Origin of the sequence: Chelativorans xinjiangensis (genome assembly GCF_009812055.1) — a bacterium.
Lineage (GTDB): Bacteria > Pseudomonadota > Alphaproteobacteria > Rhizobiales > Rhizobiaceae > Chelativorans > Chelativorans xinjiangense.
Genome location: NZ_WQNH01000053.1, coordinates 1 through 26,337 on the forward strand (window position 1 = coordinate 1; position 26,337 = coordinate 26,337).

25 protein-coding genes are annotated in these 26,337 nt (G+C 66.0%); 15 read left to right on the top strand and 10 right to left on the bottom strand.

What is annotated here, in order from left to right; all coding sequences use genetic code 11:
- Positions 1–104: 104 nt before the first annotated feature.
- Entirely contained in the window at positions 105–776 is a 672-nt protein-coding gene (locus tag GM910_RS23110; protein WP_159592116.1) for a glutathione S-transferase family protein, read from the bottom strand.
- Between the two features lie 141 nt (positions 777–917).
- Here GM910_RS23110 and GM910_RS23115 point away from each other — a divergent pair, with 141 nt between their 5' ends.
- A complete protein-coding gene (locus GM910_RS23115; RefSeq protein WP_159592119.1) occupies positions 918–1,448 on the top strand; it encodes a putative glycolipid-binding domain-containing protein in 531 nt (176 codons plus the stop codon).
- A 73-nt stretch (positions 1,449–1,521) separates the two neighbouring features.
- Here GM910_RS23115 and GM910_RS23120 read toward each other — a convergent pair whose 3' ends face one another.
- The 5 genes from GM910_RS23120 to lptC all read right to left on the bottom strand — a co-directional run bounded on the left by GM910_RS23120 (position 1,522) and on the right by lptC (position 6,013).
- Positions 1,522–2,163, bottom strand: a complete 642-nt coding sequence (locus GM910_RS23120) for a glutathione S-transferase family protein (protein ID WP_159592122.1) — start codon at positions 2,161–2,163, stop codon at positions 1,522–1,524.
- Positions 2,164–2,194: 31 nt separating this feature from the next.
- The gene (gene rpoN / locus GM910_RS23125; RefSeq protein ID WP_159592125.1) at positions 2,195–3,667 is read right to left on the bottom strand and encodes an RNA polymerase factor sigma-54; all 1,473 of its coding nucleotides are present in this window, start codon (positions 3,665–3,667) and stop codon (positions 2,195–2,197) included.
- 166 nt (positions 3,668–3,833) lie between these two features.
- Positions 3,834–4,592, bottom strand: coding sequence for an LPS export ABC transporter ATP-binding protein (gene lptB, locus GM910_RS23130; RefSeq protein ID WP_159592185.1), 759 nt, complete (start codon positions 4,590–4,592; stop codon positions 3,834–3,836).
- A gap of 58 nt (positions 4,593–4,650) precedes the next feature.
- The gene (locus tag GM910_RS23135; protein WP_159592128.1) at positions 4,651–5,202 is read right to left on the bottom strand and encodes an LptA/OstA family protein; all 552 of its coding nucleotides are present in this window, start codon (positions 5,200–5,202) and stop codon (positions 4,651–4,653) included.
- Positions 5,195–6,013, bottom strand: a complete 819-nt coding sequence (gene lptC / locus GM910_RS23140) for an LPS export ABC transporter periplasmic protein LptC (protein WP_246226290.1) — start codon at positions 6,011–6,013, stop codon at positions 5,195–5,197. Before lptC ends, GM910_RS23135 begins: the two co-directional genes overlap by 8 nt.
- Before the next feature lie 347 nt (positions 6,014–6,360).
- On the opposite strand from lptC, the gene sppA reads away from it, so the two are divergent.
- The 10 genes from sppA (at position 6,361) to olsB (ending at position 15,943) form a co-directional block, all read left to right on the top strand.
- A complete protein-coding gene (sppA, locus tag GM910_RS23145) occupies positions 6,361–7,332 on the top strand; it encodes a signal peptide peptidase SppA (protein WP_159592131.1) in 972 nt (323 codons plus the stop codon).
- Positions 7,333–7,388: 56 nt separating this feature from the next.
- Positions 7,389–7,673 carry an integration host factor subunit beta gene (locus tag GM910_RS23150; RefSeq protein ID WP_159592134.1) on the top strand — a complete coding sequence of 95 codons (285 nt, stop codon included), beginning with the start codon at positions 7,389–7,391 and terminating at the stop codon, positions 7,671–7,673.
- 161 nt (positions 7,674–7,834) lie between these two features.
- Positions 7,835–8,152 carry a LapA family protein gene (locus GM910_RS23155; protein ID WP_159592137.1) on the top strand — a complete coding sequence of 106 codons (318 nt, stop codon included), beginning with the start codon at positions 7,835–7,837 and terminating at the stop codon, positions 8,150–8,152.
- A gap of 8 nt (positions 8,153–8,160) precedes the next feature.
- Positions 8,161–9,120, top strand: a complete 960-nt coding sequence (lhpI, locus tag GM910_RS23160) for a bifunctional Delta(1)-pyrroline-2-carboxylate/Delta(1)-piperideine-2-carboxylate reductase (protein ID WP_159592140.1) — start codon at positions 8,161–8,163, stop codon at positions 9,118–9,120.
- 96 nt (positions 9,121–9,216) lie between these two features.
- On the top strand, positions 9,217–10,215 hold the full coding sequence (locus GM910_RS23165; RefSeq protein WP_159592143.1) for an RsmD family RNA methyltransferase: 999 nt from the start codon (positions 9,217–9,219) through the stop codon (positions 10,213–10,215).
- A complete protein-coding gene (locus GM910_RS23170) occupies positions 10,212–11,066 on the top strand; it encodes a TrmH family RNA methyltransferase (RefSeq protein WP_159592146.1) in 855 nt (284 codons plus the stop codon). The genes GM910_RS23165 and GM910_RS23170 overlap by 4 nt, the downstream gene beginning before the upstream one ends.
- Positions 11,063–11,545, top strand: coding sequence for a signal peptidase II (gene lspA / locus GM910_RS23175; RefSeq protein ID WP_159592149.1), 483 nt, complete (start codon positions 11,063–11,065; stop codon positions 11,543–11,545). The genes GM910_RS23170 and lspA overlap by 4 nt, the downstream gene beginning before the upstream one ends.
- Before the next feature lie 83 nt (positions 11,546–11,628).
- Entirely contained in the window at positions 11,629–12,618 is a 990-nt protein-coding gene (gene acuI / locus GM910_RS23180) for an acrylyl-CoA reductase (NADPH) (RefSeq protein ID WP_159592152.1), read from the top strand.
- 80 nt (positions 12,619–12,698) lie between these two features.
- Positions 12,699–14,924: a PAS domain-containing hybrid sensor histidine kinase/response regulator gene (locus GM910_RS23185; RefSeq protein WP_159592155.1), complete on the top strand. Its 2,226-nt coding sequence runs from the start codon at positions 12,699–12,701 to the stop codon at positions 14,922–14,924.
- Between the two features lie 218 nt (positions 14,925–15,142).
- Complete coding sequence (olsB, locus tag GM910_RS23190) at positions 15,143–15,943, top strand: l-ornithine N(alpha)-acyltransferase (protein WP_201285583.1); 801 nt, start codon at positions 15,143–15,145, stop codon at positions 15,941–15,943.
- 4 nt (positions 15,944–15,947) lie between these two features.
- Here the strand turns inward: olsB and dgcN are convergent, their stop codons facing one another.
- On the bottom strand, positions 15,948–16,940 hold the full coding sequence (gene dgcN, locus GM910_RS23195) for an N-acetyltransferase DgcN (RefSeq protein ID WP_159592161.1): 993 nt from the start codon (positions 16,938–16,940) through the stop codon (positions 15,948–15,950).
- 156 nt (positions 16,941–17,096) lie between these two features.
- Between dgcN and GM910_RS23200 the strand changes: the two genes are divergently transcribed.
- Entirely contained in the window at positions 17,097–18,110 is a 1,014-nt protein-coding gene (locus GM910_RS23200) for a hypothetical protein (protein WP_159592164.1), read from the top strand.
- Positions 18,111–18,264: 154 nt separating this feature from the next.
- Positions 18,265–19,542: a 5-aminolevulinate synthase gene (gene hemA / locus GM910_RS23205; protein WP_159592167.1), complete on the top strand. Its 1,278-nt coding sequence runs from the start codon at positions 18,265–18,267 to the stop codon at positions 19,540–19,542.
- A 2-nt stretch (positions 19,543–19,544) separates the two neighbouring features.
- Here hemA and GM910_RS23210 read toward each other — a convergent pair whose 3' ends face one another.
- Together GM910_RS23210 and mscL are read right to left on the bottom strand one after the other, a co-directional pair.
- Complete coding sequence (locus tag GM910_RS23210) at positions 19,545–20,708, bottom strand: pyridoxal phosphate-dependent aminotransferase (protein ID WP_159592170.1); 1,164 nt, start codon at positions 20,706–20,708, stop codon at positions 19,545–19,547.
- A gap of 20 nt (positions 20,709–20,728) precedes the next feature.
- Entirely contained in the window at positions 20,729–21,148 is a 420-nt protein-coding gene (mscL, locus tag GM910_RS23215) for a large conductance mechanosensitive channel protein MscL (protein WP_159592173.1), read from the bottom strand.
- 208 nt (positions 21,149–21,356) lie between these two features.
- Between mscL and GM910_RS23220 the strand changes: the two genes are divergently transcribed.
- Positions 21,357–24,845 carry a PAS domain-containing hybrid sensor histidine kinase/response regulator gene (locus GM910_RS23220; RefSeq protein ID WP_159592176.1) on the top strand — a complete coding sequence of 1,163 codons (3,489 nt, stop codon included), beginning with the start codon at positions 21,357–21,359 and terminating at the stop codon, positions 24,843–24,845.
- Positions 24,846–24,899: 54 nt separating this feature from the next.
- Here GM910_RS23220 and GM910_RS23225 read toward each other — a convergent pair whose 3' ends face one another.
- Positions 24,900–25,595 (bottom strand): response regulator transcription factor, encoded by a 696-nt coding sequence (locus GM910_RS23225; protein WP_159592179.1) that lies wholly within the window; start codon positions 25,593–25,595, stop codon positions 24,900–24,902.
- Between the two features lie 251 nt (positions 25,596–25,846).
- On the opposite strand from GM910_RS23225, the gene GM910_RS23230 reads away from it, so the two are divergent.
- Positions 25,847–26,221 (top strand): hypothetical protein, encoded by a 375-nt coding sequence (locus GM910_RS23230; RefSeq protein WP_159592182.1) that lies wholly within the window; start codon positions 25,847–25,849, stop codon positions 26,219–26,221.
- The last annotated feature ends 116 nt before the right edge of the window (positions 26,222–26,337 follow it).

Sequence of the window (26,337 nt, forward strand, 5' to 3'; positions counted from 1 at the left end):
GCTCAGGCGTAAAAGGGCCGGCTGGAGCACCGAATACCTCGCCTCAATCCTCGGCCAACTTCCCCGTTAACCCCGATTCGTAGCCCTGCGCGCCCGGGGGCATCTCAGGCACTGAGCGGCCAGGACAGCCTGCCGTCGGCTTCCGCGATCTCTGCGACCACCCGCGCGACACTCGGTCGCTGACAAACGCGCCGGTACCAGGCCGCAAGCGGGGGAAAATCGTTGAGGCGCGGCCCGTTCATCCGCACCGCGTAATGCACTGTCGTGAACATGCCGATATCCGCTGCGGTAAAGGCGCCGCAGAAATAATCCCTCCCGCCAAGCTGCTCCGCCAGCCGCTCGTAATGGCCAAGAATACCTTTCTCGCCCCGCTGCCCCTCATCCTGTCGCGCCTTCTGGCGCTCCGCGTCGGCCAGCGGCGGTTCCGTCCGGTAGAGCAGCCGCCGCACGTCGACAAACAGGATCTCGTCGGCGTCCAGCTCGACCAGCCGGCAGCGCGCCTTCTCCTTCGGCCCGGCGGGATAAAGCGGCGGCTCAGGATAGGCGTCCTCGAGGTATTCGAGAATGACGGTCGAATCGAAGATCGTCAGATCCCCGTCGACAAGCACCGGCACCTGCCCCTTGGGATTGGCGGTGACGACATCGGGATGCTTCGGCCGATAGCCTTCCGTCTGCGTGAACGCCACCTCGACCCGCTCGAAATCGACACCCTTCTCATAAAGCGCAATCTCGACCTTGCGCGCAAAGAGGCTGAGGGGCCCCGAATAAAGCCGCATGCGTTCCTCCCAAGACAACTGCCACGGCAGGAACATTATAAGAACATTCGATGCGAGGGCAACGCGTATTTGGCCCAACCCCAACGTCCTGCTACGGTGAAACAGTGCTCTATCTGGCTACGCTCAACGGGAGGAAGGGTAGTGAAACGCAAATGGCGTCGGCTGGATGAGCCTGGCTTGGAAGCTTTTTATATCGCGCCCGACGCCGACGGCTTTCGCGCAGTCTCGACAGTTGTGCACGCAGGCGGCGAGGCATTCGGTTTGTCTTACGTCTGGCTGCTTGACGAGAGCTGGCGGACACGCCGGCTCGATCTACGCCTTTCCAGCCCGACGCTGCGGGAGATGACGATCCGGCGTTCTCCCGTCGGCTGGTCGGTCGACGGACAGGCCCGGCCTGATCTGGCAGCCTGCGATGAGATCGACCTGTCGGCGACGCCATTCTGCAATACGCTGGCGATGCGTTTGCTTCAGGGTCCGGGGGAGTTGACCGCACTATACGTCGATCTCCCTTCGCTGCAGTTGTCACCCTCCCGTCAGCGTTACGCAACGCTCGGCGGGAACCGGTGGCGATATATCGACCTCGGAGTCGCCAAAGGGTTCGAGGCCGATCTGAGGGTCGACGAAGATGGCCTCATCGTCGACTATGAGGACCTGTTCGAGACGATCGACTAGAGCCTGGGAAGCGAGCAAGGAAGAGGCGCGGCGATACGTGTCCGCAAGACCGCGGAAACGACCGCAATAAGGCTTACATCACTCTCAGGTCCTCGTAAGACACCATCACATGCTCCCTGAACGCAGGCCGCATAGTCAGCCTGTCGTAGTAGCGTCGCACGGCAGGATGTTCGGGGCGATCGATAGCGATGTCGAAATAGCGGTAGAGCACATGGCCCAACTGGATGTCGGCGAGGGTAAATTCATCGCCTGAAAGGAATGCGTGGCGCGCCAGCCGCGCCTCGGCGATGTCGAGCTTCCTGCCGAGAGTCTCGATGGCCTCCCTGATCGCCCTCTCGTCCCGATCCTTCGGCGCCGTGCGCACGACCCGCCAGAATATCGGCCCGCTGAAGTTGATTGCGATATTGATCTTCGCCCATTCAGCCCATTTGTCGATCTGCGTGCGCGCGTGAATATCCTTTGGCCAGAAAGGCGCATCGCCGTAGCGGTTGGCAAGGTAGCGCAGGATGGCTCCCGTCTCCCAGATGGGCTCGTCGTCCCCGTCCTGAAGAACGGGCACAGTGCCGTTCGGGTTCATCGCCAAAAACTGCGGCGTGTCGTTGCCGCCATATTTGTGGCCGATATCGTGCCGCTCGAAGGTGAGGCCCAACTCGCCGATGCACCACATCAGCGCCTGGACGTTTGAGGAATTCCTCCGCCCCCAAACCGTCAGCATCCGCCCGTTCCTCTCGTCCCGCGTCCGCCCTTCACGCTCCCACCCCCGCCATCGCCTTCTTCTCCCGCCGTCGCTGCACCGATGAGGGGATGTTCATCCCCTCCCGATATTTCGCCACGGTCCTGCGCGCCACGTCGATGCCGTCCTTGTGCAAGATATCCATGATGGCGTCGTCGGAGAGCACGTTTTTCGCGTCTTCCGCCTCTACCAGCCGGCGGATGCGCTCGCGCACAGCTTCGGCCGAATGCGCCTCGCCGCCGTCGGCGGCGGCAAGCGCGGCGGTGAAGAAATAGCGCAGTTCGAAGAGGCCGCGCGGCGTCATCATGTATTTGTTGGCGGCCACGCGGCTCACCGTCGATTCGTGCATGCCGATCGCCTCGGCCACGTCGCGCAGCTTCAAGGGCCGCAGGTGCCGCACCCCGTGCAACAGGAAGGCGTCCTGCTGGCGCACGATCTCGCTTGCCACCTTGAGGATGGTCTTGGCCCGCTGGTCGAGGCTGCGTGCCAGCCAGTTGGCGCTTTGCAGGCAGTCGGTGAGGAAGGCCTTGTCCTCCTTCCCGGCGCGCGCCGAGACGGTGGCGAAATAGGTCTGGTCGACCAGCACCCGCGGCAGCGCTTCCTGGTTCAGCTCCACCGCCCAGCCGCCGTCAGCCGCCGGCCGCACGGTCACGTCCGGCACCACCGGGTCCGCCGCCGCCGTCGTGAAGGCGGTGCCCGGCTTCGGGTCGAGCGTGCGGATTTCTCCGAGCATCTCCACCAGGTCCTCCTCGTCCACCCGGCACAGCCGTTTGAGCGCCTGGAAGTCGCGCTTGGCGAGCAGGTCGAGATTGGCGAGCAGGCCCTCCATCGCCGGGTCCAGCCGATCGCGCGCCTTGAGTTGCAGCGCCAGGCACTCGGCAAGGCTGCGGGCAAACAAACCCGCGGGATCGAAGGTCTGGCAGGTGGCCAGCACGCGCTCCAGAAGTTCAGGGTCGGCGCCGGTGCGCACGGCGATCTCTTCCATATCCGCCGTCAGGTAGCCCGCCTCGTCCAGCCCCTCGGCCAGTTCCAGCGCCAGGAGCCGCTCCGCCGGCGCCTCGAAGCAGAAGGCGATCTGTTCGCGCACATGCGCGCGCAGCGTTACCGGTTCAGCCGCCACCGCCTCCAGGTTCCAGTCTCCGCCGCCGGTGAGCCCGTTGCCGCCGGCGGAGCGCCACTGGGCCGAAAGGTCGGGGCCGATCGACTCGTGCCTGCCGGGGTCGTCGGGAAACAGGTTTTCCAGCGAGCTGTCCAGCCGGTCGGCCATGGCTTCGGAGGTGTTCGGCGCCGCCGCTTCCTCCCGCGCCGGCGTCGCCGGCCCCTCTCCATCCTCGCGCGCAAGCAGCGGATTGCGCTCGATCTCGCCGGCGATGAACTGCTCCAACTCGACATGCGTCAACTGCAGCAACCGGATCGATTGCAACAGTTGCGGCGTCATCACCAGTGACTGGCTCTGCCGTAGATTCAAACTGGGCGAAAGGGCCATTTTACTCTACCTGCCCCGGCCTTCCGACAAAATCGCGGGCCCTTCCCGCTGCTCGCGCGATAAAACTGGCCCGGGATTTGCTTGTCAAGAAAAGACGGTGGTTTGCGACGCGGAAAATGTGCCCACGGCGCCCGATTTTGCGGGATTCAGCCCGATTTCGCAGGGTTCAAAAGGTAAAACCCTCGCCAAGATAGAGCCGCCGCACATCGGCATTCCCGACAATATCCTGCGGTCGCCCGTGGGTGAGCACCTGGCCGGCGTGGATGATATAGGCGCGGTCGATGAGCCCCAGCGTCTCGCGCACGTTGTGGTCGGTGATGAGCACGCCGATGCCGCGTCCCGTCAGGTGCCGCACAAGCTCCTGGATGTCGGTCACGGCGATGGGATCGATGCCGGCGAAGGGCTCGTCGAGCAGCATGAAATTCGGCTTGCTGGCCAGCGCCCTGGCGATCTCCAGCCGCCGCCGCTCGCCGCCCGAAAGGGAGACGGAAGGCGCCTTGCGCAGATGGCCGATGCGGAACTCCTCCAGGAGAGCGTCCAGCGTCTTCTCGCGCTCCTTGCGGCTTTTCTCCACCACTTCCAGGATGGCGCGGATGTTCTTCTCCACCGTCAGCCCGCGAAAGATCGACGCCTCCTGCGGCAGATAGCCGATACCCAGCCTTGCCCGCCGGTACATGGGCATGGAGGTGACGTCGTGGCCGTCGATATGGATGGTTCCCTGGTCGACCGGCACCAGCCCCGTCACCATATAGAAGCAGGTGGTCTTGCCGGCGCCGTTCGGCCCCAGAAGGCCGACGGCCTCGCCGGCGCGCACGCCCAGCGACACGCCGCTGACCACCTGCCGGTTCTTGTAGGCCTTGGTCAGGCCGCGCGCGATCAGCGTCCCCTTGTAGCGCTCCAGGCCGTTGTCCCGATGCGGTTCAATGGAGGGTTCGGCGCTTCGGCGCTTGGGGCGTTTGGAAGGTGAGGCGGTCACGAAATACCTATTGCCGGTTCTGCGAGCCAGGGGTGAGCAGCATCCGCACGCGGCCGGTCGATCCTTCTTCCTTGCAGCTTTCCAATGTCGCCTGTCCGGTTGCCATCTGCACCGTCAGCTTGCAGCCGACGATCACGTTCTCCCTCTCCGACAGCACCACCTCCTTGCCCGAAAGCACCAGCACCTCGGTCTTCATGTCGAAGGTGCCGCGTTCGCCCGTCGCCACCTGGTCCTCGGACTTGACGTAGACCCCGCCTTCCACCTCCAGCCGATCGATCTGCGCGCTGCCGGTAGTCGCCGAGCCGCCCTGGCGGTCGTAATAGACCGTCATCCGCGCTGATTTGAGAAGCGTCGGCCCCTGCACGACGGAGACATTGCCGATAAAAATGCCCTTGCTCTCGCTCTCGTCCACCTCGAAGCGGTCGCTTTCGATCTGGATCGGCTCGTCGCCGGAGAGCTTCAGCCCGGTAAGCTGGCCCTGCCTGTCCTGCGCCAGCGCCGCGTTCGCCGCCACGAGCGCCAGGCCCCCGGCCGCAAGCAAACTGGAAATCCTATTCATCGCCGTTGCCCTCTCCGTCCCGTTCCTGCGCCGGCCGCACTTTCCCCGGGTCGATCTCCACGCGCACGCGGTTCTCGAATACCAGTTTCTTGCCACCATTCGAAGCGTGCAGCGCATCGGCGCTGATGCGCATCCCGTCCATCTCGATCTCCACCGGCTTGTCCGTAGTGAGATCGTTGGAGGCAATGTCTATCTCGGCCGACTGCAGCCGTGCAACGAACCCGGAGGTCGTCCTGAACGTGATCTCGGTGTCGAGCGTCAAGAGGTCGTTCGCGCGGTCGAACGTACCGCGCGCCGCGCTGATCGTCGCCTCGTCGTCGGCGTCAATCGGCAGCGTGGCCCTGATCTCCTCCATCTCGATGGGGCCGTCGGTGGTTCCGATCGCCTGCAGCGCCTTCGCGGCGGTCACCGTGTAGGGCCGGCGCTCCCTGGTGAAGCCGTCGAGCGTGGGGTTTTCTATCACGAGATTGCCGCCTTCGATCGCCGTGGAGCCGAGGCCGATCGTGTTTCCGCCGATCGAGGGAAGGAAAGAATAGCCGACGAACAGCACCGACACCAACACCGCCACAGCCGGAAGCGCGAATTTCAGCATCCGCACCCGGCGCGAGTGACGCGCGGCGCTGGCGAAGACGTCCGCCCCGCGCTCGGCGCGCCTGACGGCGTCCGAATCCGTATCCCGCGTAGGCCGGCCGGCGCGCGCGCTGTTCGTATTGGCCCCCGCCTTGCGGGCGTTGTTCATCTGGTCGCTCCTGCCGGGGGAAAGGGGAGGTACCCTCATCTCGGCCGCGCGCTGCGTGACCGGCCGTGCCATGGCGCCGTCCTTCGTTACGCGCTGCAGTCTCGACATAAGGTCCCTTGCCCGCTCGCCCACCACGGCGTTACACCGCAATATGGCTATTCTTGGGTTAACGTCAGGTACTTAACCCGCTGCCGTGCAAGGTAAACCTTGATCGCGGGACAGTGAAACTATGTAGCTCATAAGCGCGGCTTCGTCTAAAAGGCAAGCCTAGTGGTGCGATCCTGACAGATGGCACCCATCTGTCAGGACAAATCGCCCCACCAGATTAATAGCTTGTGGGCTGACTTCTCCAAACAGATGGGTACCATCTGTTTGGGTCAGACCACGAGAGACCCTCTCACATATCCAGCGAGGCCCCCATGTCCACCCGAGCCGACGATCTGATCGACCGCCGCCGCCTCCGGCGCAAGCTCACCTTCTGGCGCGTGATCGCCTTTCTGGTCATCGCCCTGGCGCTCGCCGGCTCCCTACGCTGGCTGTTCGCCGAGCGTCTCGCCACGGCGACCGCCCATATCGCCCAGGTTCGCATCGAGGGCACCATCACCGAGGACGACGAGCTTCTTGAGCGGCTCGACCGTATCCGCGAGTCCGGAGCCGTGAAAGGGGTCATCCTCACCGTCGATTCGCCCGGCGGCACGACCGCTGGCGGCGAGGCCGTCTTCGAAGAGATCCGCCGCCTGGCCGAGGAGAAGCCGGTAGTCGCCCAGGTGGGCACGCTGGCCGCTTCCGCGGGCTACATGATCGCCAGCGCGGCGGATCATATCGTTGCCCGCCAGTCCTCCATCGTCGGCTCCATCGGCGTTATCGTGCAGATTCCCAATGTCGCCGGGCTGATGGAAAATGTCGGCGTCACGGTGGAGGAGGTGAAGTCGTCGCCGCTCAAGGCAGAGCCCTCGCCCTTCAACGCGACCACCGAAGAGGAGCGCGCCATGCTGCGCGCCATGGTGCTCGACAGCTACGACTGGTTCATCGGCCTCGTCACCGACCGTCGGCCGCTCTCGCGCGGCGAGGTGACGGAGCTTGCCGACGGCTCTGTGTTCACCGGCCGCCAGGCGCTCGACCGCAAGCTGGTCGATGCGCTCGGCGGTGTGCGCGAGGCCAAGGAATGGCTGGTCGAAAGGGGTGTTGACGAGAATCTGGAGATCGTCGAATGGAAGGCGGACACGTCCGGTGGATCGCTGTTCTTCTCACAGGCCGCCGCCGCATGGCTGGCCCAGTTGTTCGGCCTTCCGCAGCAGGGCGGCATTTTGTCCTTTCTGGGTGCCGAACGCATCTTTCTTGACGGTCTGCTGTCGGTCTGGCAACCTGAAATGACCCACTTGCCGGATTGATATTACAATAAAATTTCCGACAATCCCCTGGCAATCAAAGCGGCGGAAACGAAACCATGATCAAGTCTGAGCTCGTGCAGACCATCGCCAACCGCAACCCGCACCTGTTTCTGCGCGACGTGGAAAACATCGTGAATGCGATCTTCGAGGAGATCACCGACGCCTTGGCGGAGGGCAACCGCGTCGAGTTGCGCGGTTTTGGCGCCTTTTCGGTGAAAAACCGCCCCGCGCGCTCGGGCCGCAACCCGCGCACCGGCGAATCGGTCTATGTCGAGGAAAAGTGGGTTCCCTTCTTCAAGACGGGCAAGGAGCTGCGCGAGCGGCTGAACGCGGACGAGTAGCGCCTTCCTAGTGGTGCGATCCTGACAGATGGTACCCATCTGTCAGGACAAATCGCCCCACCAGATTAATAGTTTGTGGGCTGACTTTTCCAAACAGATGGGTACCATCTGTTTGGGTCAGACCACGAGGCGCCCACTTCCATGAAAAGGCGGGGATCCGCATGTTCAATCGCATTGTGATCGTGCTGGTATTTGTGCCGCTTGCGATCGTCCTCATCGCTCTCGCCGTGGCCAATCGTGCGAGCACCGCCTTCACGCTCGACCCCTTCAATCCCGGCAATCCCGGCCTGACGGTGGAACTGCCGCTGTTCGTCTATCTCTTTGCCGCGCTCCTTATCGGCATGTTCGTCGGCAGCATCGCCACATGGTTCCGCCAGGGGCGGTACCGCCGCATAGCCTGCGAGCGGGCGCAAGAGGTCGAGCAGTTGCGCACGGCCGAGCGCCAGAAGAGCTCCACCCTCGCTCCCACGGACGTCTGACACGTTTCATGCTTACGCTCTCCGCCGCCGACGTCGACAAATGCCTCACCTACGAGGGCCTGGTAGAAACCCTGCGCGAGGCGTTCCGTGCCGGCGCCGTGCAGCCGGTGCGCCACCATCACACCATCGAGCGGCCCCGCGGCAGTGAGAGTACGCTGCTCCTCATGCCTGCCTGGAGCGATTTCGCCGCCGAGGAAGGCGATGGCCACATCGGCGTCAAGATCGTTACCGTCTCGCCGGACAACAACGCCATCGGCAAGCCCGCCGTCATGGGCGTCTATCTGCTGATGGACGGGAAGACGGGCGAGCCGCAGGCCCTCATCGACGGCCAGCGCCTTACCCTGTGGCGCACCGCCTGCGCCTCCGCGCTTGCCGCCTCCTATCTCGCCCGCCCTAAGGCCGAACGCCTTCTCGTCGTCGGCGCCGGCGCGCTCGCCTCCCATCTCGCCCGCGCGCACAAGAGCCAGCGGCCCATTCGCGAGGTGAAGATCTGGAATCGCACGCCCGCCAACGCCGAGAAGGTGGCCGAGACCCTGCGCGGCGAGGGGATCGACGCGAGCGTTGTGGATGACCTCGATGCGGGTATCGGCTGGGCGCACATCGTCACCTGCGCCACGCTCTCCACCGTGCCGCTGGTTCGCGGCGCCGTGCTCTCCCCCGGCACCCATGTCGACCTCGTCGGCGCCTTCTCCCCCACCATGCGCGAAAGCGACGACGAGGCACTTTCCCGCGCCTCGGTCTACGTCGACACCCGCGCCGGCGCCACGAAGGAAGCCGGCGACATCGTCCAGGGTATCGAGTCCGGCGCCCTGACGCCCGACGACATCAAGGCCGACCTCTTCGAGCTGGCACGCGGCGAGAAACCTGGCCGCCGAAGCGATGACGAGATCACCCTCTTCAAGTCCGTCGGCACCGCCATCGAAGACCTCGCCGCCGGTATCGCCGTCTACCGCGCCTCGAAGGGCTGACGCCTCGCAAGAGGCAGGACAACCCGCTTGTTGCGCCCCTCGAAGCGCTATGGCAGAAGCGGCTCAGGCTTAATCCCTCACGCTCCGGAGCCCTTGTTGAAGCCTTCGCGGGACAAGAACCGTCACCACCGCCAGCGCACTGAAAGCCGCGAAAGGCAGCCCTCCGCCGCGCGCACGTCCAGGCGCGGCACCGGTCCGCTCCCCGACGAACGCCTGCCGCTCATCCTGGAGGTGACGCCCGACGAGAATTACGCGCTCCTCGATTCGGGTGCCGGCCGCAAGCTGGAGCAATACGGCCCCTATCGCATCGTCCGCCCCGAGGGCCAGGCGTTCTGGCAGCCTGCCTGGGACGAGGCGGAGTGGGAAAAGGCCGACGCCGTCTTCACCGGCGACACGGACGAGGAGGGCATGGGCCGCTGGCGCTTTCCCCGCACACCGCTCGGCGAAACCTGGTCCATGCGCCACGACGGCATCGCCTATCTCGGCCGCTTCACCTCCTTTCGCCATGTCGGCGTGTTCCCGGAGCAGGCCTCCCACTGGGCCCACATGGCGGGGCTCATCGAGGAGGCGCGCCGCCCGGTCAAGGTGCTCAATCTCTTCGGCTATACCGGTCTTGCCTCGCTGGTCGCCGCCCGCGCCGGCGCCCAGGTCACCCACGTCGATGCCTCGAAGAAGGCGATAGGATGGGCGCGCGAGAACCAGGAGATGGCGCAGCTTTCCGACCGCCCGATCCGCTGGATTTGCGAGGACGCGGTGAAGTTCGCCGAGCGCGAGGCGCGCCGCGGCAATGCCTACGACATCATCCTTCTCGACCCTCCCGCCTACGGTCGCGGCCCCAAGGGCGAGGTGTGGCAGCTTTTCGAGCACCTCCCGGGCCTGGTGGAGACCTGCCGCGCCATCCTCTCGCAAAAGCCGCTCGCCGTGGTGCTGACGGCCTATTCCATCCGCGCTTCCTTCTTCGCCATCCACACGCTGATGCGCGATTCCTTCGCCGGCATGGGCGGCCGTGTCGAATCGGGCGAACTGGTCATCCGCGAAAAGTCGGCCGGCCGTGCACTCTCCACCTCGCTCTTCTCGCGCTGGGTGGCCCGATGACCGACAGGCAGAGCCGCGCACCGGGCCGCGTCAAGGAGGTCACGAGCCTTTCCAATCCGCTGGTCAAGGACATCAAGGCGCTGGCCTTGAAGAAATTCCGCGACCGCGAGCACGCCTTCATGGCCGAAGGCCTGAAGCTCGTTCTCGACGCGCTCGACGCCGGCTGGACCATCCGCACCCTCGTCTACGCCAAGGCCGGCCGCGGCAACGCCGCCGTTGAAAAGGCCGCCGCCCGGACGGTCGCCGCCGGCGGCCTCGTGCTGGAGGTCTCCGAGAAGGTGCTTTCCGCCATCACCCGCCGCGACAACCCGCAGATGGTCGTCGGCGTCTTCCAGCAGCGCTACCGCCCGCTCGCCGACATCCGCCCCGCCGACGGCGACGTCTGGGTGGCGCTCGACCGCGTGCGCGACCCCGGCAATCTCGGCACCATCGTCCGTACCGTCGATGCCGTGGGTGCAGCAGGCGTCATCCTTGTCGGCGATTGCACGGATCCCTTTTCGCTCGAGACCGTCCGCGCCACCATGGGCTCGCTCTTCTCCGTGCCGCTTTCCCGTGCCGACGAGGACGCCTTCCTCGCCTGGCGCAAGTCCTTCCCCGGCCTGGCGATCGGCACCCACCTCAAGGGCTCCGTCGACTACCGCACCCTCGATTATGCCTCCGGTCCGGTCCTGCTTCTCATGGGCAACGAGCAGCAGGGTCTGCCCGACCGGCTGGCGGAGACCTGCGACCGGCTCGTGCGCATCCCGCAGGCCGGCCGCGCCGACTCGCTCAATCTGGCCGTCGCCACCGGCGTCATGCTCTACGAGATCCGCCGCGCCGCCCTCCCGTCCACACCGGAGGCCGCCCCATGAAGCCGCGCCAGACTGCCTTCTACGGCGTCCTTCTGTTCGTCGCCATCGCCCTCGACCAGGCGATCAAGACGCTGGTCGAGGCCCGCCTGCCGCTGCACGAAAGGCTGGACGTCCTGCCTTTCCTCGCCCTTCTGCATTCGCGCAATACGGGCGTCGCCTTCTCCATGTTCTCCGGCGTCGACGGCCTCTGGCTCAGTCTCGCCGTCCTCGGCGTCATCGTCTTCATCGCCGTGCTGGCCGTCCGCACCGAGGCAACGCAGATATTCGCCCGCCTCGGCTTCGCACTCATCATCGCCGGCGCGCTGGGAAATCTCATCGACCGGGCGGTGCGCGGCTACGTCGTCGACTATGTCTATTTCCATACCCCCGTCTGGTCTTTCGCCATCTTCAATCTGGCGGACGCCTTCATCACCATCGGTGCCGGCCTCGTCATCCTCGAAGAGGTGCTCGCCTGGCGCCGCGGCAGGAAGGCCGGATGATTCCGGCGAGGGGAGTTCTCCATTGACCTCCCGTCCGCCCCGCCCCACAGTTCATTCGAACTCAGCACGCCCGGAGGAGCCCCATGACCGACCGTTTCGAGGCCGTTCTCATCACCCGCGACGAGGAGAAGAACCAGTCGGCGGCCTTCGTCGAGATGACCGAGGACGAGTTGATGGAAGGCGACGTCACCGTCGCCGTCGAGGCCACCACGGTCAACTACAAGGACGGCCTCGCCATCACCGGCAAGGCCCCCGTCGTGCGCCGCTTCCCCATGATCCCCGGCGTTGACTTCGCGGGCACGGTCACCCGCTCCACCCACGCCGACTGGAAGGAGGGCGACAAGGTCATCCTCAACGGCTGGGGCGTTGGCGAGACCCATTACGGCGCCTACGCAGCCAAGGCCCGCGTCAGCGGTGACTGGCTGGTGCCGCTGCCGGGCGGCATGAGCCCGCGCGAGGCCATGGCCGTGGGCACGGCCGGCTACACCGCCATGCTCTGCGTCATGGCGCTGGAGCGCCACGGCATCACCCCAGACCGCGGCCCGGTCATCGTCACGGGCGCGGCCGGCGGCGTCGGCTCGGTCGCCATCGCCCTGCTTGCCGGTCTCGGCTACGAGGTCGCCGCCTCCACCGGCCGCCCGGCGGAGGAGGCCTATCTGAAGGGCCTCGGCGCCAGTGAGATCATCGCCCGCGAGGAGCTTTCCGGCCCCGCCCGGCCGCTCGGCAAGGAGCGCTGGGCCGGCGGCGTCGACGCCGTCGGCAGCCACACGCTGGCCAACGTCCTGTCCATGACCTGCTATGGCGGCGCCGTCGCCGCCTGCGGTCTGGCGCAGGGCATGGATCTGCCGGCAAGCGTGGCTCCCTTCATCCTGCGCGGCGTGTCCCTCCTCGGCATCGATTCGGTCATGGCGCCGAAGGCATTGCGCCTGGAAGCCTGGCGCCGCATCGCCGGCGAGCTCGACCACGCCAAGCTCGCCGCGCTCTCCAGCACGCTCTCCTTTCACGATCTCCTGGAGGCGGCGGAAAATATCGTCGCCGGCCGGGTGCGCGGCCGGCTGGTCGTGGAAATGTAAACAAAGCCCTGTCGTAATCGCTAAGACTTAAGCGGCCGGCCAAAATCTTCCGTAAGTCCCGCCATATATGGTCGGTCCCCATGATGATGGCGGGCGTCCGGCGGATATTTGCACGATTGTGGCGCGGCAGCCGGGCAGGTGGCGCCGACGGCGCTCTTTTGTGGTTCGGCCTGACGGCGCTGCTCGTCTGCTTCCTGGCTTATCTCACCGGTGCCGCCCCCCTTCTGATCCTTGCTCTCGCCCTTCTTGGGCTGGCGGGCTGTGCCCTGGCATTGCAGCCTTGGCCCGAGCTTCCAGCCGGCCCGCAGGAGGATGCGCAGAAGGCGGCAAGCATGGAGGAGATCGAGGCGCTCGCCGACCGCATGTGGGAGATGCAGGAAAGCGAGCAGCGCTTCCACGGCCTTCTCGAAGCTCTGGGCGACCTCGTCGTGCATCGCGACCGCAACGGTCGCATTCTCTACGCCAACAGCGTGTTCGCCGAGTTCATGGAGGTCGAGCCGTCGGCGCTGAAGGGCAAGACGCTGCCCGAACTCGGCGTCGATATCGGCCTGGTGCCCGATGCCGCTTTCTCCGACGGCGAAAGCCTGAGCTCGACCGACGTTCCGATCCACGCCAAGGGCGGTCTGCGCTGGTTCTCCTGGACCGAGCTTTCGCTGCGCGACCGGGAAAACGACACAGTCTCCCACTGGGCGATCGCCCGCGACATCACCGCCCGCAAGCGCGCCGAGGGCGCGCTGGTCAACGCCCGTGAGCGCGCCGAGCAGGCAAGCCTTGCCAAGTCCCGCTTCCTGGCCACGGTCAGCCACGAGATCCGCACGCCGATGAACGGCATCATGGGCATGGCCACGCTGCTCGCCGATACGCGTCTTTCGCCCGAGCAGCGCACTTATCTCGGCGCCATCTCCACTTCCGCCGCCGCGCTCCTGGCGCTCATCGAAGACCTGCTCGACTACTCCAAGATAGAGGCCGGCAGGCTGGAGCTGGAGCCGCAGCGCGTGAACGTGCGCGAATTGGTGGAGAATATCGTCGAGCTCATGGCCTCGCGCGCCTTCGCCAAGAACATCGGGCTCGGCTGCCACATCGCCCCGGAGGTGCCGGACACCGTCACCGCCGATCCAGGCCGCCTGCGCCAGATCCTGCTCAATTTGCTCGGCAATGCCGTCAAATTCACCGAAGAGGGCGGCGTGCTCGTCACCGTGACAACTGCCATGCATGACGACAAGCCGGCGCTCGCCTTCAAGGTCGACGACACCGGGCCGGGCCTTGACGAAGCGACCATCGAGCGCATCTTCCACGAGTTCGAGCAGGCCGACAGCGGCCCCACCCGTCGCCACGGCGGCGCCGGCCTGGGTCTTGCCATCACCAGCCGGCTGGTCGAGGCGATGGATGGCGGCATCGCCGTCGAGAGCGCGCCGGGCGAGGGGGCGGCCTTCACCGTCTTGTTGCCCCTCCTCGAGGGCGCCGATGCGCCCGTCGAGGCCACCCTTGCCCTCAAGGGCTGGAACGTCGCCATCCTAACGCCCCACGCGGTGGAGGGCGAGGCGCTTGCCATGACCGTACGCGCCCACGGCGGCAAGGTGCGTGTCTTCGACGGCGAAAAGAGCGCGGCGGCGCTGCTGCGCCGGCGGCAGGCCGCCTTCGACGCGGTTCTCGTCGACGCTTCGCTCGAAAGCGGCAATGTGGACCTGCTCGCCAGGCTGCGTCGTCAGGGCCTCCACGCCGAGCAGGCCCTGACGCTCATCGCGCCCACCGATCGCGGCCGGCTCTCCGCCTTTCGCGCCAATGGCTACGGCGTCTTCCTCGCCCGCCCGGTGCGCGGACGAACGATCCTGCGCCTGCTCCTGAACGGCCGCCCGAGCACGGCGGAGAGCGCCGCGGCGGAGCCCGACGCCCCCGGCCGCGGCCCGTCCCCGCGCACCGGTGCGGCGCTTAACGTGCTGGTGGCCGAGGACAACGAGATCAACGCCATGCTGGCGCGCGCCACCCTCACCCGCGCCGGCCACCGCGTCACGCTGGTTTCAAACGGCCGCGCCGCCGTCGACGCGCTCACCCATCCCGCCCGCGACTACGACATCGTGCTCATGGACCTGCATATGCCGGTGCTGGGCGGTCTGGACGCCATCTCCGGCGTCCGCCGCTACGAGGAGGAAACGGGCCTTCCGCCGATCCCCATCCTCGTGCTTTCGGCGGACGGCCAGGAAAAGACGCGCCACGGCGTTCTGGCCCATGGCGCCAGCGGTTTCGTCACCAAGCCGCTCGATCCGGACAAGCTGCTCTCGGCGCTGGAGACGCATGCGGCGGCTTGATCTGCCTGTCCACAAGAGCGCCGATCTACACAAGCACCTGTCTACACAGGCGATTGTAAGCCGGCCACTTTCCTGTCATCGTCCTGTCGCAGCTAGCTTCTATGTCGGCTTCAACGCGACGTGGAGGAGAATCAGTGGTGCAGGGCTTGACACTGAAACCGACCGCCTGTCCCGAAGGTGCCGAGAAATTGGCGCTTCTCGAAGATCTCGCCGCCCGAATGTCCGAGGAGGCCGTCCTCGGCCGGATCGGCCCGCTCGAAGTGCGGCTGGCGCAGGACCCTGATGAGATCGCCGCCGCCCAATCCATTCGTTTCCGCGTCTTCTACCAGGAAATGGGCGCGAAACCGGGCTCGCTGGAAGAGCGCGACGCCGACCGATTCGACGCCGTCTGCGACCACCTTCTGGTGGTCGACATCTCCCTTCCCGGTGCCGGGCGCGACCGCATCGTCGGCACCTACCGGCTCCTCACCCAGGAAAACGCCGTTGCCGCCGGCGGCTTCTATTCCGAGGAAGAGTTCGAGCTGAAGGCCCTCGTCGCCCGTCATCCCAAACGCCGCTTTCTGGAGCTCGGCCGCTCCTGCGTTTTGCCGGCTTATCGTTCCAAGCGCACCATCGAGCTCCTGTGGCAGGGTATCTGGGCCTACTGCCGGCAGAGGAACGTCGACGTGATGACCGGCTGCGCCTCCTTCCCCGGCACGGTTCCCGCCGCCCACGCCGAGCCTCTCTCCTTCCTCGCCCATTTCTGTCGGGCCGACGCCCCTTGGTACGTGCGTGCCCGCGCCAGCCGCTACGCTGCCATGGACCTGATGCCGCGCGAGGCGGTGAACGCCAAGGCCGCCCTTGCCGCCATGCCGCCGCTCATCAAGGGCTATCTCCGCCTCGGCGCCAGGTTCGGCGACGGCTGCGTCGTCGACCACGACTTTTCAACGACGGATGTGCTGGTCGTCCTGCCCGTGGAAGCGATCTCGGAGCGCTATATCGCTTACTACGGCGCGGAAGCCGAGCGTTTCGCGGTATAGGCCGCTACAGCGCGTCCACCAGCCTCCCAGCGCCGTCGCGGAACGGGTCGACCGTGGGCAGGCCCATGCGCGCCTCGATGCCCTCCAGGCACGTCCTCGCCTCCGCCGGTGAAAGTGCCGCCGTGTTGACCGAAATGCCGGTCACCTTCGCCGCCGGATTGACGATGCGCGCCGTCGCCAGCGCCAGGTCGCGCAACGCCTCCAGCGAGGGCAGGGCATAGTGCGGCAGGCCGCGCAGATGCGTGCTCGTCGGCTCATGGCACAGCACCAGCGCATCTGGTTGCCCGCCGTGGACGAGCGCCAGCGTCACGCCTGAAAAGGACGGGTGGAAGAGGCTGCCCTGGCCTTCGATCAGGTCCCAGTGGTCGGGGTCGTTGTCGGGCGTCAGCCATTCCACCGCGCCGGCCATGAAATCCGCCACCACCGCGTCCAGCGGTATGCCCGAACCGGTAATCAGTATGCCGGTCTGGCCTGTGGCACGGAAGGTCGCCTTCATGCCGCGCGCCAGCATCTCGCGCTCCATGGCGAGCGCGGTGTACATCTTGCCGATGGAGCAGTCCGTGCCGACGGCGAGGCAACGCTTGCCCGTACGCGGCTTGCCGTCGGCGATGGGAAACGCCTGTTGCGGCACCCGCACGTCGAAAAGCTCCGTGCCGGCCTGCCGCGCAGCGTCTACCAGTTCGGGCAAATCGGTCAGCCGGTTGTGCAGTCCCGAGGCGATATCCATGCCGGCACGGGTGGCGGCGACCAGCGTTTCGATCCAGCTGGGCGCGATGACGCCGCCACGGTTGGCCGCGCCGACCACCAGCGTCCGCGCCCCCGCCGCCCGCGCCTCTTCCAGCTCCATGTCGGGCAGGCCAAGATCGGCTTTGCAGCCGTCGAGCCGCAACTGCCCGAGGCAGAATTGCGGGCGCCAGTCCTTGATGCCCTGCGCCACCTTGGCCGCCAGTTGGTCCGGCGCGTCGCCGAGAAAGAGCAGATAGGGCGTCTTCACCATGGCTTGGCTCCCAGAAAAAAGTCTCTCAGATAGCTGACGGCAGGGCGTGCCGCTGTCAAGAAACCCTGCTCAGGCCGGAAGGCTTTATACGCGAAGGGCGTTGATTGCGCCCGCGTCCACAGGTAACGATGGTTAAGGAACGAAAGGGGAGCACGGTTGGAGGCGGTCAAGCGGGCGATCAGGGGCGCGTTGGAAAAGGGCGACGCGCAGGACAGGGCCTTCCGGGAAAAGGTCTACCGGCAAGCCTTTGCCGCGTTGGAGCGTTCCTTGCAGTCGCGGCCCCAACTCTCCATCGAAGACGTGCGCCAGCGCCGCGATCGCGTGAAGGCGGTTATCGTCGAGATCGAGAACGAGTTCATACCCGCCGTAGCTCCTGCCCCCGCTCCCGAACCTGGATTCGCCGAGCCGGGACCCGAGGCGGATTTCGTGCCGCGCGTCGAGCGCGAGGACCGGCTGTCGGCTGCCGAGGAGCCGGCGGACGACATCGCCCCACCCGGCGACCCCCTCGCATCCGAGGCCGAAATGGAGGGGCGGCGCCGGCCCTTCGCCATGCTTTTCCTGTTCGCCACGCTGATCGCCGCCGTCGGCATCGGCGCGTGGTGGACGCTGCAAAGCGGTATCCTGCAGCCGGCCGAAGAGCGCGGTGCCGGCCTGTCCGCTCCGCCGATTGCCGAGGAGGAGGATTTCGACCCCGGCGACGGCGCACCTCGGCCGGTGGCCGGCACCATTCGGGCGGCCGGCGACTGGATCACCATCTTCTCCCCGGAAGATCCCACCACTGTGCGGGCTCAGGGCGGCGCGCGCGCCGAGGTGATGGACGAGGAGGAGGGCTTCCTGCGGATCGCCGGCGCGCCTGAGGCGGCCGTGCTCTTCGATGTCGGCCAGGGCGTTCTGGAACGGCTGGCCGGCCGGCGCGTCATCTTCAACATCACGGCAAGCGCCCAGGAAGGGCAGGAGACGCAGATCTCCGTCTCCTGCGATTTCGGGACGCTCGGCGATTGCGGCCGCTCGCGCTACCTTGTTGGCCCGTCGCCCTCCGAATATCTGCTGGAGACGGAGTTGCCCGCCGGCGAGCCGGTCGCCGGCGGCACGATCGCCATCGTACCCGATGTCGAAGGCGAGGGCCGCACGCTCGACATCTTCTCCTTGCGTGTGGCGACCGCCGACTAGTTCTTTCGTACGGGCCGCTGCCGGAATCCGGTCATAACCCGGTTGATTCAGCGCAAAGCGCTGCTGTTGCGGCGTGGCATTTTGCCCTTCCGCCGGCGATGGACGCAGCGGGAGCGGGCGATTATGATCTCCAGGCAAACTTGGGAATAACAATATGGATTACGCACGGTTTTTTTCCGAGGCAATCGACCAGTTGCACGCGGAGCGGCGCTACCGCGTATTCGCGGATCTGGAGCGCATTGCGGGCGCCTTTCCGCGCGCCATCTGGCGCGCTGACGGCAAGGCCCGGGAAATCACCGTGTGGTGCTCCAACGACTATCTGGGCATGGGCCAGCACCCGGATGTGATCGCCGCCATGCATGAGGCGGCCGGCCGCATGGGCTCTGGCGCCGGCGGCACGCGCAACATCTCCGGCACGAATCACCCGCTGGTGGAGCTGGAAGCGGAGCTTGCCGACCTGCACGGCAAGGAGGCCGCGCTCGTCTTCACCTCGGGTTTCGTCTCAAACGAGGCTTCCATCTCCACCATCGCGCGGCTTCTGCCCGACTGCCTGGTGCTTTCGGACGAGTTGAACCACGCCTCGATGATCGAGGGCGTGCGCCGTTCGGGCGCCGAAAAGAAGATTTTCCGCCACAACGACTTGGCGCACCTGGAAAGCCTGCTTGCTGCCACCGGCCGCGAGCGGGCGAAGCTGATCGTCTTCGAATCGGTCTATTCCATGGACGGCGACATCGCCCCCATCGCCGAGATCGCCGACCTGGCCGAGAAATACAACGCGATGACCTATATCGACGAGGTGCACGCGGTCGGCATGTATGGCGCCCGCGGCGGCGGCATCACCGAGCGTGACGGTCTCGCCCACCGCATGGACGTGATCGAGGGCACGCTGGCTAAGGCCTTTGGCGTCATCGGCGGCTATATCGCCGGCTCGGCGGCGATCATCGACGCCGTGCGCTCCTACGCGCCGGGCTTCATCTTCACCACCGCCCTTCCGCCGGCCATCGCCAGTGCCGCCACCGCCTCCATCCGGCATCTGAAGGGTTCGACGGCCGAGCGCGCGGCGCACCGGCGTCAGGCCCAGCGCACCAAGGACGTGCTCAAGGCCGTCGGCCTGCCGGTGATGCCGTCGGAGACGCATATCGTGCCGCTCCTGGTGGGTGATCCGGAGCTGTGCAAGATGGCCAGCGACCGGCTCCTGGAAAAGCACGGCATCTACATCCAGCCGATCAACTATCCCACCGTGCCGCGCGGCACGGAGCGCCTGCGCATCACGCCCTCGCCCTTCCATTCCGACGAACTCATCGACGCGCTGAAGGGCGCGCTCATGGAGACGTGGGAAGCACTCGGCATCCCCTTCCAGGAGACCGGCCAACCACCCGCCGCCCAATCCGACCGCGTCATTCCGCTGGTGGTGTCGAAAGCCGGCGGGTAAGTCTACCCCACCGCCCATTTCGCCAGCCGCTCCGCCGCCTCCTCGAGCTGATCCGTCCTGCGGTTGAAGCAGAGGCGGAAGAAGCGCTCGCCGCCAGCGCCGAAAGCCGTTCCCGGCGCCAGCCCGACGCCCGTATCGTCGACGATCCGGATGGCCGCGCTGCGCGTGTCCTCCAGGCCATCCACGGCGAAGAAAAGATAGAAGGCGCCTTCCGGTACGGCCAGTTGCACCCGCCCCGTTGCCCTGAGGACGGTAGATAGCAGATCGCGATTGTGGCGCGCCCGCTCGATCTGCTGATCGATGAAGGAATCGCCTTCGTCGAGCGCGGTCACGGCGCCGCGCTGCATGAATTCCGCGACGCCGGACGTGGAATACTGCACCAGGTTCTCGAACACCTGGCCGAGCGACGGGTGCACCCGCACCCAGCCGATGCGCCAGCCGGTCATGGCCCAGTTCTTCGAGAACGAGTTGACGAAGAGGATGCGGTCGTCGTCGGAAGCGATATCGAACAGGGACGGCGCCCGCCGGCCGGAATAGAAGAACTTCGTGTAGATCTCGTCGGCGATGATCCACAACCCGCGCCGCCGCGCCATGTCGAGCAGCGCCTCAAGTGTCGCGCGGTCGGCAGTCCAGCCCGTCGGGTTGGACGGGGTGTTGACGAAGAGCGCGCGTGTGCGCGGCGTGATGGCGGCTTCGACGCGGCCGACGTCGAGGCTCCAACCGTTCTCCGAAAAATCGAGCAGCACCGGCACCGGCCTCCCGCCGGCGATGCCGAGCGCCGCGGGAAAGTTGGGCCAGGCGGGGCTTAGATAGACCACCTCGTCGCCGGCGCCGGCCACCGCCTGCAGCGCAAGCTGGATCGCCTGCATGCCGCCGCCGGTGACGATGAACTCCTCCGGTGCGAAGGTTCGGCCGAACGCCCGCTGGTGGTAGCGCGCCAGCGCCGCGCGCAACTCGGGAACGCCGCCCTGCCAGGTGTAGAAGGTGTGCCCGGCGGCGAGGCTCGCCCTCGCCGCCTCGCGGATGAAGTCCGGCGTCGGCAGGTCGCCCTCGCCCACCCACAGGGGAATGAGCCCCTCGCGGCCGCGCGCATGGTCGACCACGGATACAATGCCGCTCACCGGCGCTGCGCGCGCCTCAGCGCGCAGCATCTCCTTCAGGCTCATGCCTTGTTCCTTTTGTGTTGCTACTTCTTTGTTGCCAAAAGGTCGCGGATTTCCGTCAACAGCTGGATGTCCTGCGGCGGCGCTGCCGGCGGCGTCGGCGATTCGGCCTGCTGGCGGCGCAGGTTGTTCACACCCTTGACGATCAGGAAGATGATCCAGGCCAGAATGAGGAAATTGATGACGACGGTGATGAAATTGCCGTAGGCGAAGACGGCGCCCTGCTCGCGCGCCGCCTCCAGCGTGCTCGCCGTGACGCCGGAGGTGAGTGGAATGAAATAGTTCGAGAAATCGAAGCCGCCGAAGATCGCACCGACGATCGGCATGATGATGTCATCGGTCAGCGAGCTGACGATAAGGCCGAAGGCGCCGCCGATGATAACGCCCACGGCAAGGTCCATCACGTTGCCTCGAGCAATGAATTCCTTGAATTCGTTGAACATTTCTATTTCCCTCCGTTTAACGAAGCAGGCCAGGCAGCGGCCGTTCTCCGCCGCACGTGCGCCGCGAGAATAGCAAAAGCGCAGCGCTTGGTAAGTTTCCGCTCTGCACTTTGCACATCCGGCCTCTTGAGCCCACGGCGAAAGAAGCATTGCGCCGCCCGGCCCGGCTGTGCTTGGCTTCATCATCTTGGGAGGATGAGGGTCCGCCGTGCAAGGGTGGGTTATCGGCATCATAGCCATCGCCTACGTCACGCTGCTTTTCGTGATCGCGAGCCATGGCGACAGACGGGCGGCGATCCGCAACGCTGGATCGCGGCCGTTCATCTATGCGCTGAGCCTGGCCATCTACTGCACCTCGTGGACCTTCTTCGGCTCGGTGGGGCTCGCCTCGGAGCGCGCCTTCGAGTTCCTGGCAATCTATATCGGGCCGGTGCTCGTCTTCCTCTTCGCCAACCGCCTCATCGCCCGCATCATCCGGCTGGCCAAGAGCGAGAAGATCACCTCCATCGCCGATTTCCTGGCCGCCCGCTACGGCAAGAGCTTCGCCGTCGCCCTCGTCGCCACGCTCATCGCCACCTCGGGCACTATCCCTTACATCGCGCTGCAACTGAAGGCGATCTCCGATTCGGTGAACCTGATGGTGGAGCACTACACCGGTGCACCGCCCAACATCGACCTCGTCATCGGCGACATCTCGCTGATCGTGGCGATGCTCCTGGCGCTGTTCGCCGTCCTGTTCGGCACCCGCCATGCCGATGCCACGGAGCACCAGAACGGGCTTGTCCTCGCCGTGGCCGTGGAATCGATCGTCAAGCTCGCCGCCTTCCTCGCCGTCGGCGTGGCGGTGATCTTCGTGCTGTTCGACGGCCCGGCGGAACTTGCAAGCCGCGTGGCGTCGGAGCCGCAGGTGACCAGCGCCTTCGCCCATCCCACCTCGCTTGCCACCTGGATCGTCATGACGACGCTGTCGGCCTGCGCCATCGTCATGCTGCCGCGCCAGTTCTACGTCACCATCGTCGAGAACAAGCACCCGGACGAATTGAAGACGGCGGTCTGGCTCTTCCCGCTCTATCTCGTGCTCATCAACCTGTTCGTCATCCCCATCGCCTTCGCCGGCCTGCAGGTGGTGGGCGCACGCACGAACGCCGACCTCTATGTCCTCGCCCTGCCGCTCCTGTCCGGGCACGACATCCTGGCGCTGTTCGCCTTCATCGGCGGCCTGTCGGCGGCGACCGCCATGGTGATCGTCGCCAGCGTGGCGCTGTCGATCATGATCTCCAACGATCTCGTCATCCCCCTCTTCGTGCGGCGGCTTTTGCGGTCCGAAAGCCGGGAGAAGGAGGATTGGTCCGCCGTCATCCTCAACATCCGCCGCGCGGCGATCTTCATCATCCTGTTCACCGCTTTCCTCTATTATCGCGAGATCACCACCAACATCCGCCTGGCGGCCATCGGCCTGATCTCGTTCGCTGCCATCGCGCAGTTCGCGCCCTCCTTCTTCGGCGGCCTCATCTGGCGCGGGGCGAACAGCCGCGGCGCGCTCCTCGGCATGGGCGCGGGCTTCGCCGTCTGGGCCTATACGCTGCTCTTCCCATCGCTGGCGCCGGCCGGAACCGAGATCATCGCCCACGGCCCCTTCGGCATCGAGGCGCTGCGCCCGCAGGCGCTGTTCGGCACGGTCGGCGAGCCGCTGAACCACGGCGTGCTGTGGAGCTTGTCGATCAACATGCTGTTCTTCATCCTGGGCTCGCTCTCGCGCGCCGCCAAGCCGCAGGAGCGCATCCAGGCGGCGATCTTCGTGCCGCGCGACGCCACGCCCATGCCCAGCCTGCGCCGCTTCCGCACGGCGGTCACCGTCAACGACCTCAAGGACACCATCTCGCGCTATCTGGGCGTGGAGCGCACCGAGCGCTCCTTCCTCACCTTCGAGACCGAGCAGGGCACGCCCCTCAACGGCCACGAGCAGGCCAGCATGGCCGTCATCCGCTTTTCCGAGCAGTTGCTCGCCAGCGCCGTCGGCTCCTCCTCGGCAAGGCTCATCCTGTCGCTCCTGTTCCAGCGCAACGATAGTTCCCCGCGCGACGCCATGCGGCTCCTGGACGACGCGTCGATGGCGCTGCAGCACAACCGCGACCTGTTGCAGACCGCGCTCGACCAGATGGAGGAGGGGATCACCGTCTTCGACCAGGACTTCCGGCTCACCTGCTGGAACCGGCAATTCCGCACCCTTTTCGATCTGCCCGACGCCATGGGGCAGGTGGGCGTGTCGCTAAGCCGCATCGTCGGCCACCTGATCGCCCGCGGCGACCTGGCGCCCGATTCGGAAAGGACGATCCTCGACCGGCTGACCTCCTTCGGCTCGCCCTGGGAACTCAGGCTGCAGAACAGCGGCCGCATCATGGAGATCCGCTCCAACCTCATGCCGGGCGGCGGCATCGTCGCCACCTATACCGACATCACCGCCCGCGTGGAGGCCGACATGGCGCTGAAACGCGCCAACGAGACGCTGGAGCAGCGGGTGGCAAGCCGCACGGTCGAGTTGGTGCGCGTCAACGAGGAGTTGGCGCAGGCGCAGATGCTGGCGGAGGAGGCCAATCTATCAAAGACGCGCTTCCTGGCCGGCGCCGGCCACGACATCCTGCAGCCGCTCAATGCGGCGCGTCTCTACTGCGCGCCGCTCCGGGAGAAGCTCGACAGGGAAGACCTGCGCGCCGTGGTCGACAATATCGATTCGTCGCTGGATTCGGTCGAGACCATCCTGGGCGCGGTGCTCGATATCTCGCGTCTCGACACCGGCGCGCTCAAGCCTGCCGAGACGGTTTTCCGGCTGGACGGCCTGCTGCGCCAGATCGCCACGGACTTTCAGCCGCTCGCCGCCGAGAAGGGCTTGCTGCTCACCATCGTCCCGTCTTCCCTCACGGTGAAGACGGACCGCAATCTCTTCCGCCGGCTGGTGCAGAACCTGGTCTCCAACGCCGTCAAATACACACGCAAGGGCCGCGTCCTTGTGGGCGTTCGGCGGCGTGGGGAACTGGTCGAATTGCAGGTCTGGGACACCGGCATCGGTATCGCCGATGGCGAGCTCAACGCCGTCTTCCGCGAGTTCACACGGCTCGACGAGGGCATGCGCGAGGCGCGGGGCCTCGGCCTCGGCCTCTCCATCGTCGATCGCATCGCCCGTGTCCTCAGGCTGGAGATACAGCTCCAGTCCGAGCGCGGGAAAGGCACCCGCTTCTCCGTCATCCTGCCGGTGAGCGCCGCGCCGGCCGATGCACACCTGGAGCCCGCCGCCCCGCAAATCCGCCCGAACGTCATCCTGGCCGGGCTCGACGTCCTGTGCATCGACAATGACGACCGCATCCTCGAAGGCATGCGCCTTCTCCTGGAAGGTTGGGGCTGCCACGTGCGGACCATCGCCGGCACGTCCGAATTGGACGAGCGCCGGCCGCCGGAGATGCGACCGGACATCATTCTGGCCGACTACCATCTCGACGGCGAGGATGGGCTTTCGGCCGTGCGCCGCCTGCGCCGCGCCTGGGGCGCGGATATACAGGCCGTGCTCGTCACCGCCGACCGCACGAGCGAGGTGCGCGCGGCGGCTGAGGCGATGGACATCGCCGTACTGAACAAGCCCGTCAAGCCAGCCGCCCTCCGCGCCCTCCTGACGCGCTACCGCCAGGTGCAGGCGGCGGAGTGATTGGATTTTCTGGAGAAGCCGGCGCCCTGTCGCGCCCGGTTCCCCTGCTTCCCCCTAAACCCCCTCCGACAGCGGATCCGTGCCGATGCGTGAAAGAAGGATCACGGCCTGGGTGCGGCTGTCGACGCCGAGCTTTTGCAGGATGGCCGAGACATGCGCCTTGATGGTGGCCTCGGAGACGGAAAGCTCATAGGCGATCTGCTTGTTGAGCAGCCCCTCGGCAAGCATGGCGAGCACCCGCGTCTGCTGCGGCGTAAGCGTCTGCAGGCGGCTGATGAGGTCGGAGATTTCAGGATCGCCCTCCTCGCCGAGTTCGATCTCCTCGGGCGTGTAGATGCCGCCGTCGAGCACCGTTTTGACGGCGCGGCGCATCTCGTCCATGCGTGCGGATTTGGAGATGAAGCCCGAGGCGCCAAGCTCCAGCGCACGGCGTATGGTCTGCGGGTCGTCATAGGCCGTGACGACGACGATGGGCATGGCCGGGCTGAATCCGCGCAGGGCAACCAACCCGGAAAGCCCGCTGGCGCCCGGCATCGCCAGGTCCAGAAGCACCAGGTCTATCTCCGGGTCCTTGGCGATCAGCGCCTTGACGCTGTCGAAATCGCCGGCTTCCAGAATAGTGCAATCGGCGCCGAAGCCGGCGAGCGCCTGCTGCAGGGCGCCCCGGAAAAGCGGATGGTCGTCGGCGACCACGAAACGGTAACCCAAGAAACCCTCCCCGTTTTCCCGCCAGCTTATCGTTTTTCTCATTCAGCGGGATAGCGGCTGATTATGCGGGGATGGCTGCAGTTTTCAAGCGGCTACAGCGCCGTGCGTTCTTTGGGATGCACAAAGGACGCTGTAACTATTGAATCTAAGCATCGTGCTTTCCGAAAATCGATTCCGATTTCGGGCCGATGCTTGCGCGATTGCCCTTGTCCTGTGGGCTTGCGTGGAACAAAATGGCGGACGCCACATTGCGCCGGGCAAGGCACCGGCATGCGAAAGCAATGGGCTCAACGATGGAAAAGATACGCAATACCGCGCTTATCTGCATCGGCCGTGCCGTGTTGTTCGGCGCGCTGGCCATTTCCCTTATCATGGTGAGCCTGTCGTTCGATCTGGCGCTGGCCTTGTTCGTGGGCGCGTTCCTGACCCTGGCCATGGCCGAAATCCTCATCGTCAAGGCGCTGATCGTGCCCTGGCAGAAGCCCAACCGCACCGAGGTGTGGACTTGCCTGGACAAGACCGCGCGTCCCGCCGGTGCACAGGGCAGGGCGGTTTTCACCGGGGTGCTGCGCGAGGTCTACGTGTTTTTCGCCCGCAACAGCTACACCATCGCCTGCTCGCTTTTCGCCGCCTCGCTCGTCCTGCGCATCGCCCGCGGGGTTGTTTAAAGCATCGGCCCTTAGCCTTGACCGTTTTGGCATGGATCCTCGGGTCAAGCCCACTGGTGTCCGGTTAAGCTGGCGCGAGGTTTAGGGTCATTTGCCGTGGATCGGGCGGCACTGGC

Excerpts from the sequence above, each read along its gene's own strand:
- lspA (WP_159592149.1), top strand. The coding sequence starts at position 11,063 with ATGAAGCCGCGCCAGACTGCCTTCTACGGCGTCCTTCTGTTCGTCGCC.
- GM910_RS23155 (WP_159592137.1), top strand. The coding sequence starts at position 7,835 with ATGTTCAATCGCATTGTGATCGTGCTGGTATTTGTGCCGCTTGCGATC.
- lptC (WP_246226290.1), bottom strand. The coding sequence starts at position 6,013 with ATGGCACGGCCGGTCACGCAGCGCGCGGCCGAGATGAGGGTACCTCCC.
- GM910_RS23170 (WP_159592146.1), top strand. The coding sequence starts at position 10,212 with ATGACCGACAGGCAGAGCCGCGCACCGGGCCGCGTCAAGGAGGTCACG.
- GM910_RS23185 (WP_159592155.1), top strand. The coding sequence starts at position 12,699 with ATGATGATGGCGGGCGTCCGGCGGATATTTGCACGATTGTGGCGCGGC.
- GM910_RS23135 (WP_159592128.1), bottom strand. The coding sequence starts at position 5,202 with ATGAATAGGATTTCCAGTTTGCTTGCGGCCGGGGGCCTGGCGCTCGTG.
- rpoN (WP_159592125.1), bottom strand. The coding sequence starts at position 3,667 with ATGGCCCTTTCGCCCAGTTTGAATCTACGGCAGAGCCAGTCACTGGTG.
- mscL (WP_159592173.1), bottom strand. The coding sequence starts at position 21,148 with ATGTTCAACGAATTCAAGGAATTCATTGCTCGAGGCAACGTGATGGAC.
- GM910_RS23110 (WP_159592116.1), bottom strand. The coding sequence starts at position 776 with ATGCGGCTTTATTCGGGGCCCCTCAGCCTCTTTGCGCGCAAGGTCGAG.
- lhpI (WP_159592140.1), top strand. The coding sequence starts at position 8,161 with ATGCTTACGCTCTCCGCCGCCGACGTCGACAAATGCCTCACCTACGAG.
- dgcN (WP_159592161.1), bottom strand. The coding sequence starts at position 16,940 with ATGGTGAAGACGCCCTATCTGCTCTTTCTCGGCGACGCGCCGGACCAA.
- acuI (WP_159592152.1), top strand. The coding sequence starts at position 11,629 with ATGACCGACCGTTTCGAGGCCGTTCTCATCACCCGCGACGAGGAGAAG.
- GM910_RS23150 (WP_159592134.1), top strand. The coding sequence starts at position 7,389 with ATGATCAAGTCTGAGCTCGTGCAGACCATCGCCAACCGCAACCCGCAC.
- GM910_RS23120 (WP_159592122.1), bottom strand. The coding sequence starts at position 2,163 with ATGCTGACGGTTTGGGGGCGGAGGAATTCCTCAAACGTCCAGGCGCTG.
- GM910_RS23225 (WP_159592179.1), bottom strand. The coding sequence starts at position 25,595 with ATGAGAAAAACGATAAGCTGGCGGGAAAACGGGGAGGGTTTCTTGGGT.
- GM910_RS23230 (WP_159592182.1), top strand. The coding sequence starts at position 25,847 with ATGGAAAAGATACGCAATACCGCGCTTATCTGCATCGGCCGTGCCGTG.
- olsB (WP_201285583.1), top strand. The coding sequence starts at position 15,143 with ATGTCCGAGGAGGCCGTCCTCGGCCGGATCGGCCCGCTCGAAGTGCGG.
- GM910_RS23210 (WP_159592170.1), bottom strand. The coding sequence starts at position 20,708 with ATGAGCCTGAAGGAGATGCTGCGCGCTGAGGCGCGCGCAGCGCCGGTG.
- hemA (WP_159592167.1), top strand. The coding sequence starts at position 18,265 with ATGGATTACGCACGGTTTTTTTCCGAGGCAATCGACCAGTTGCACGCG.
- sppA (WP_159592131.1), top strand. The coding sequence starts at position 6,361 with ATGTCCACCCGAGCCGACGATCTGATCGACCGCCGCCGCCTCCGGCGC.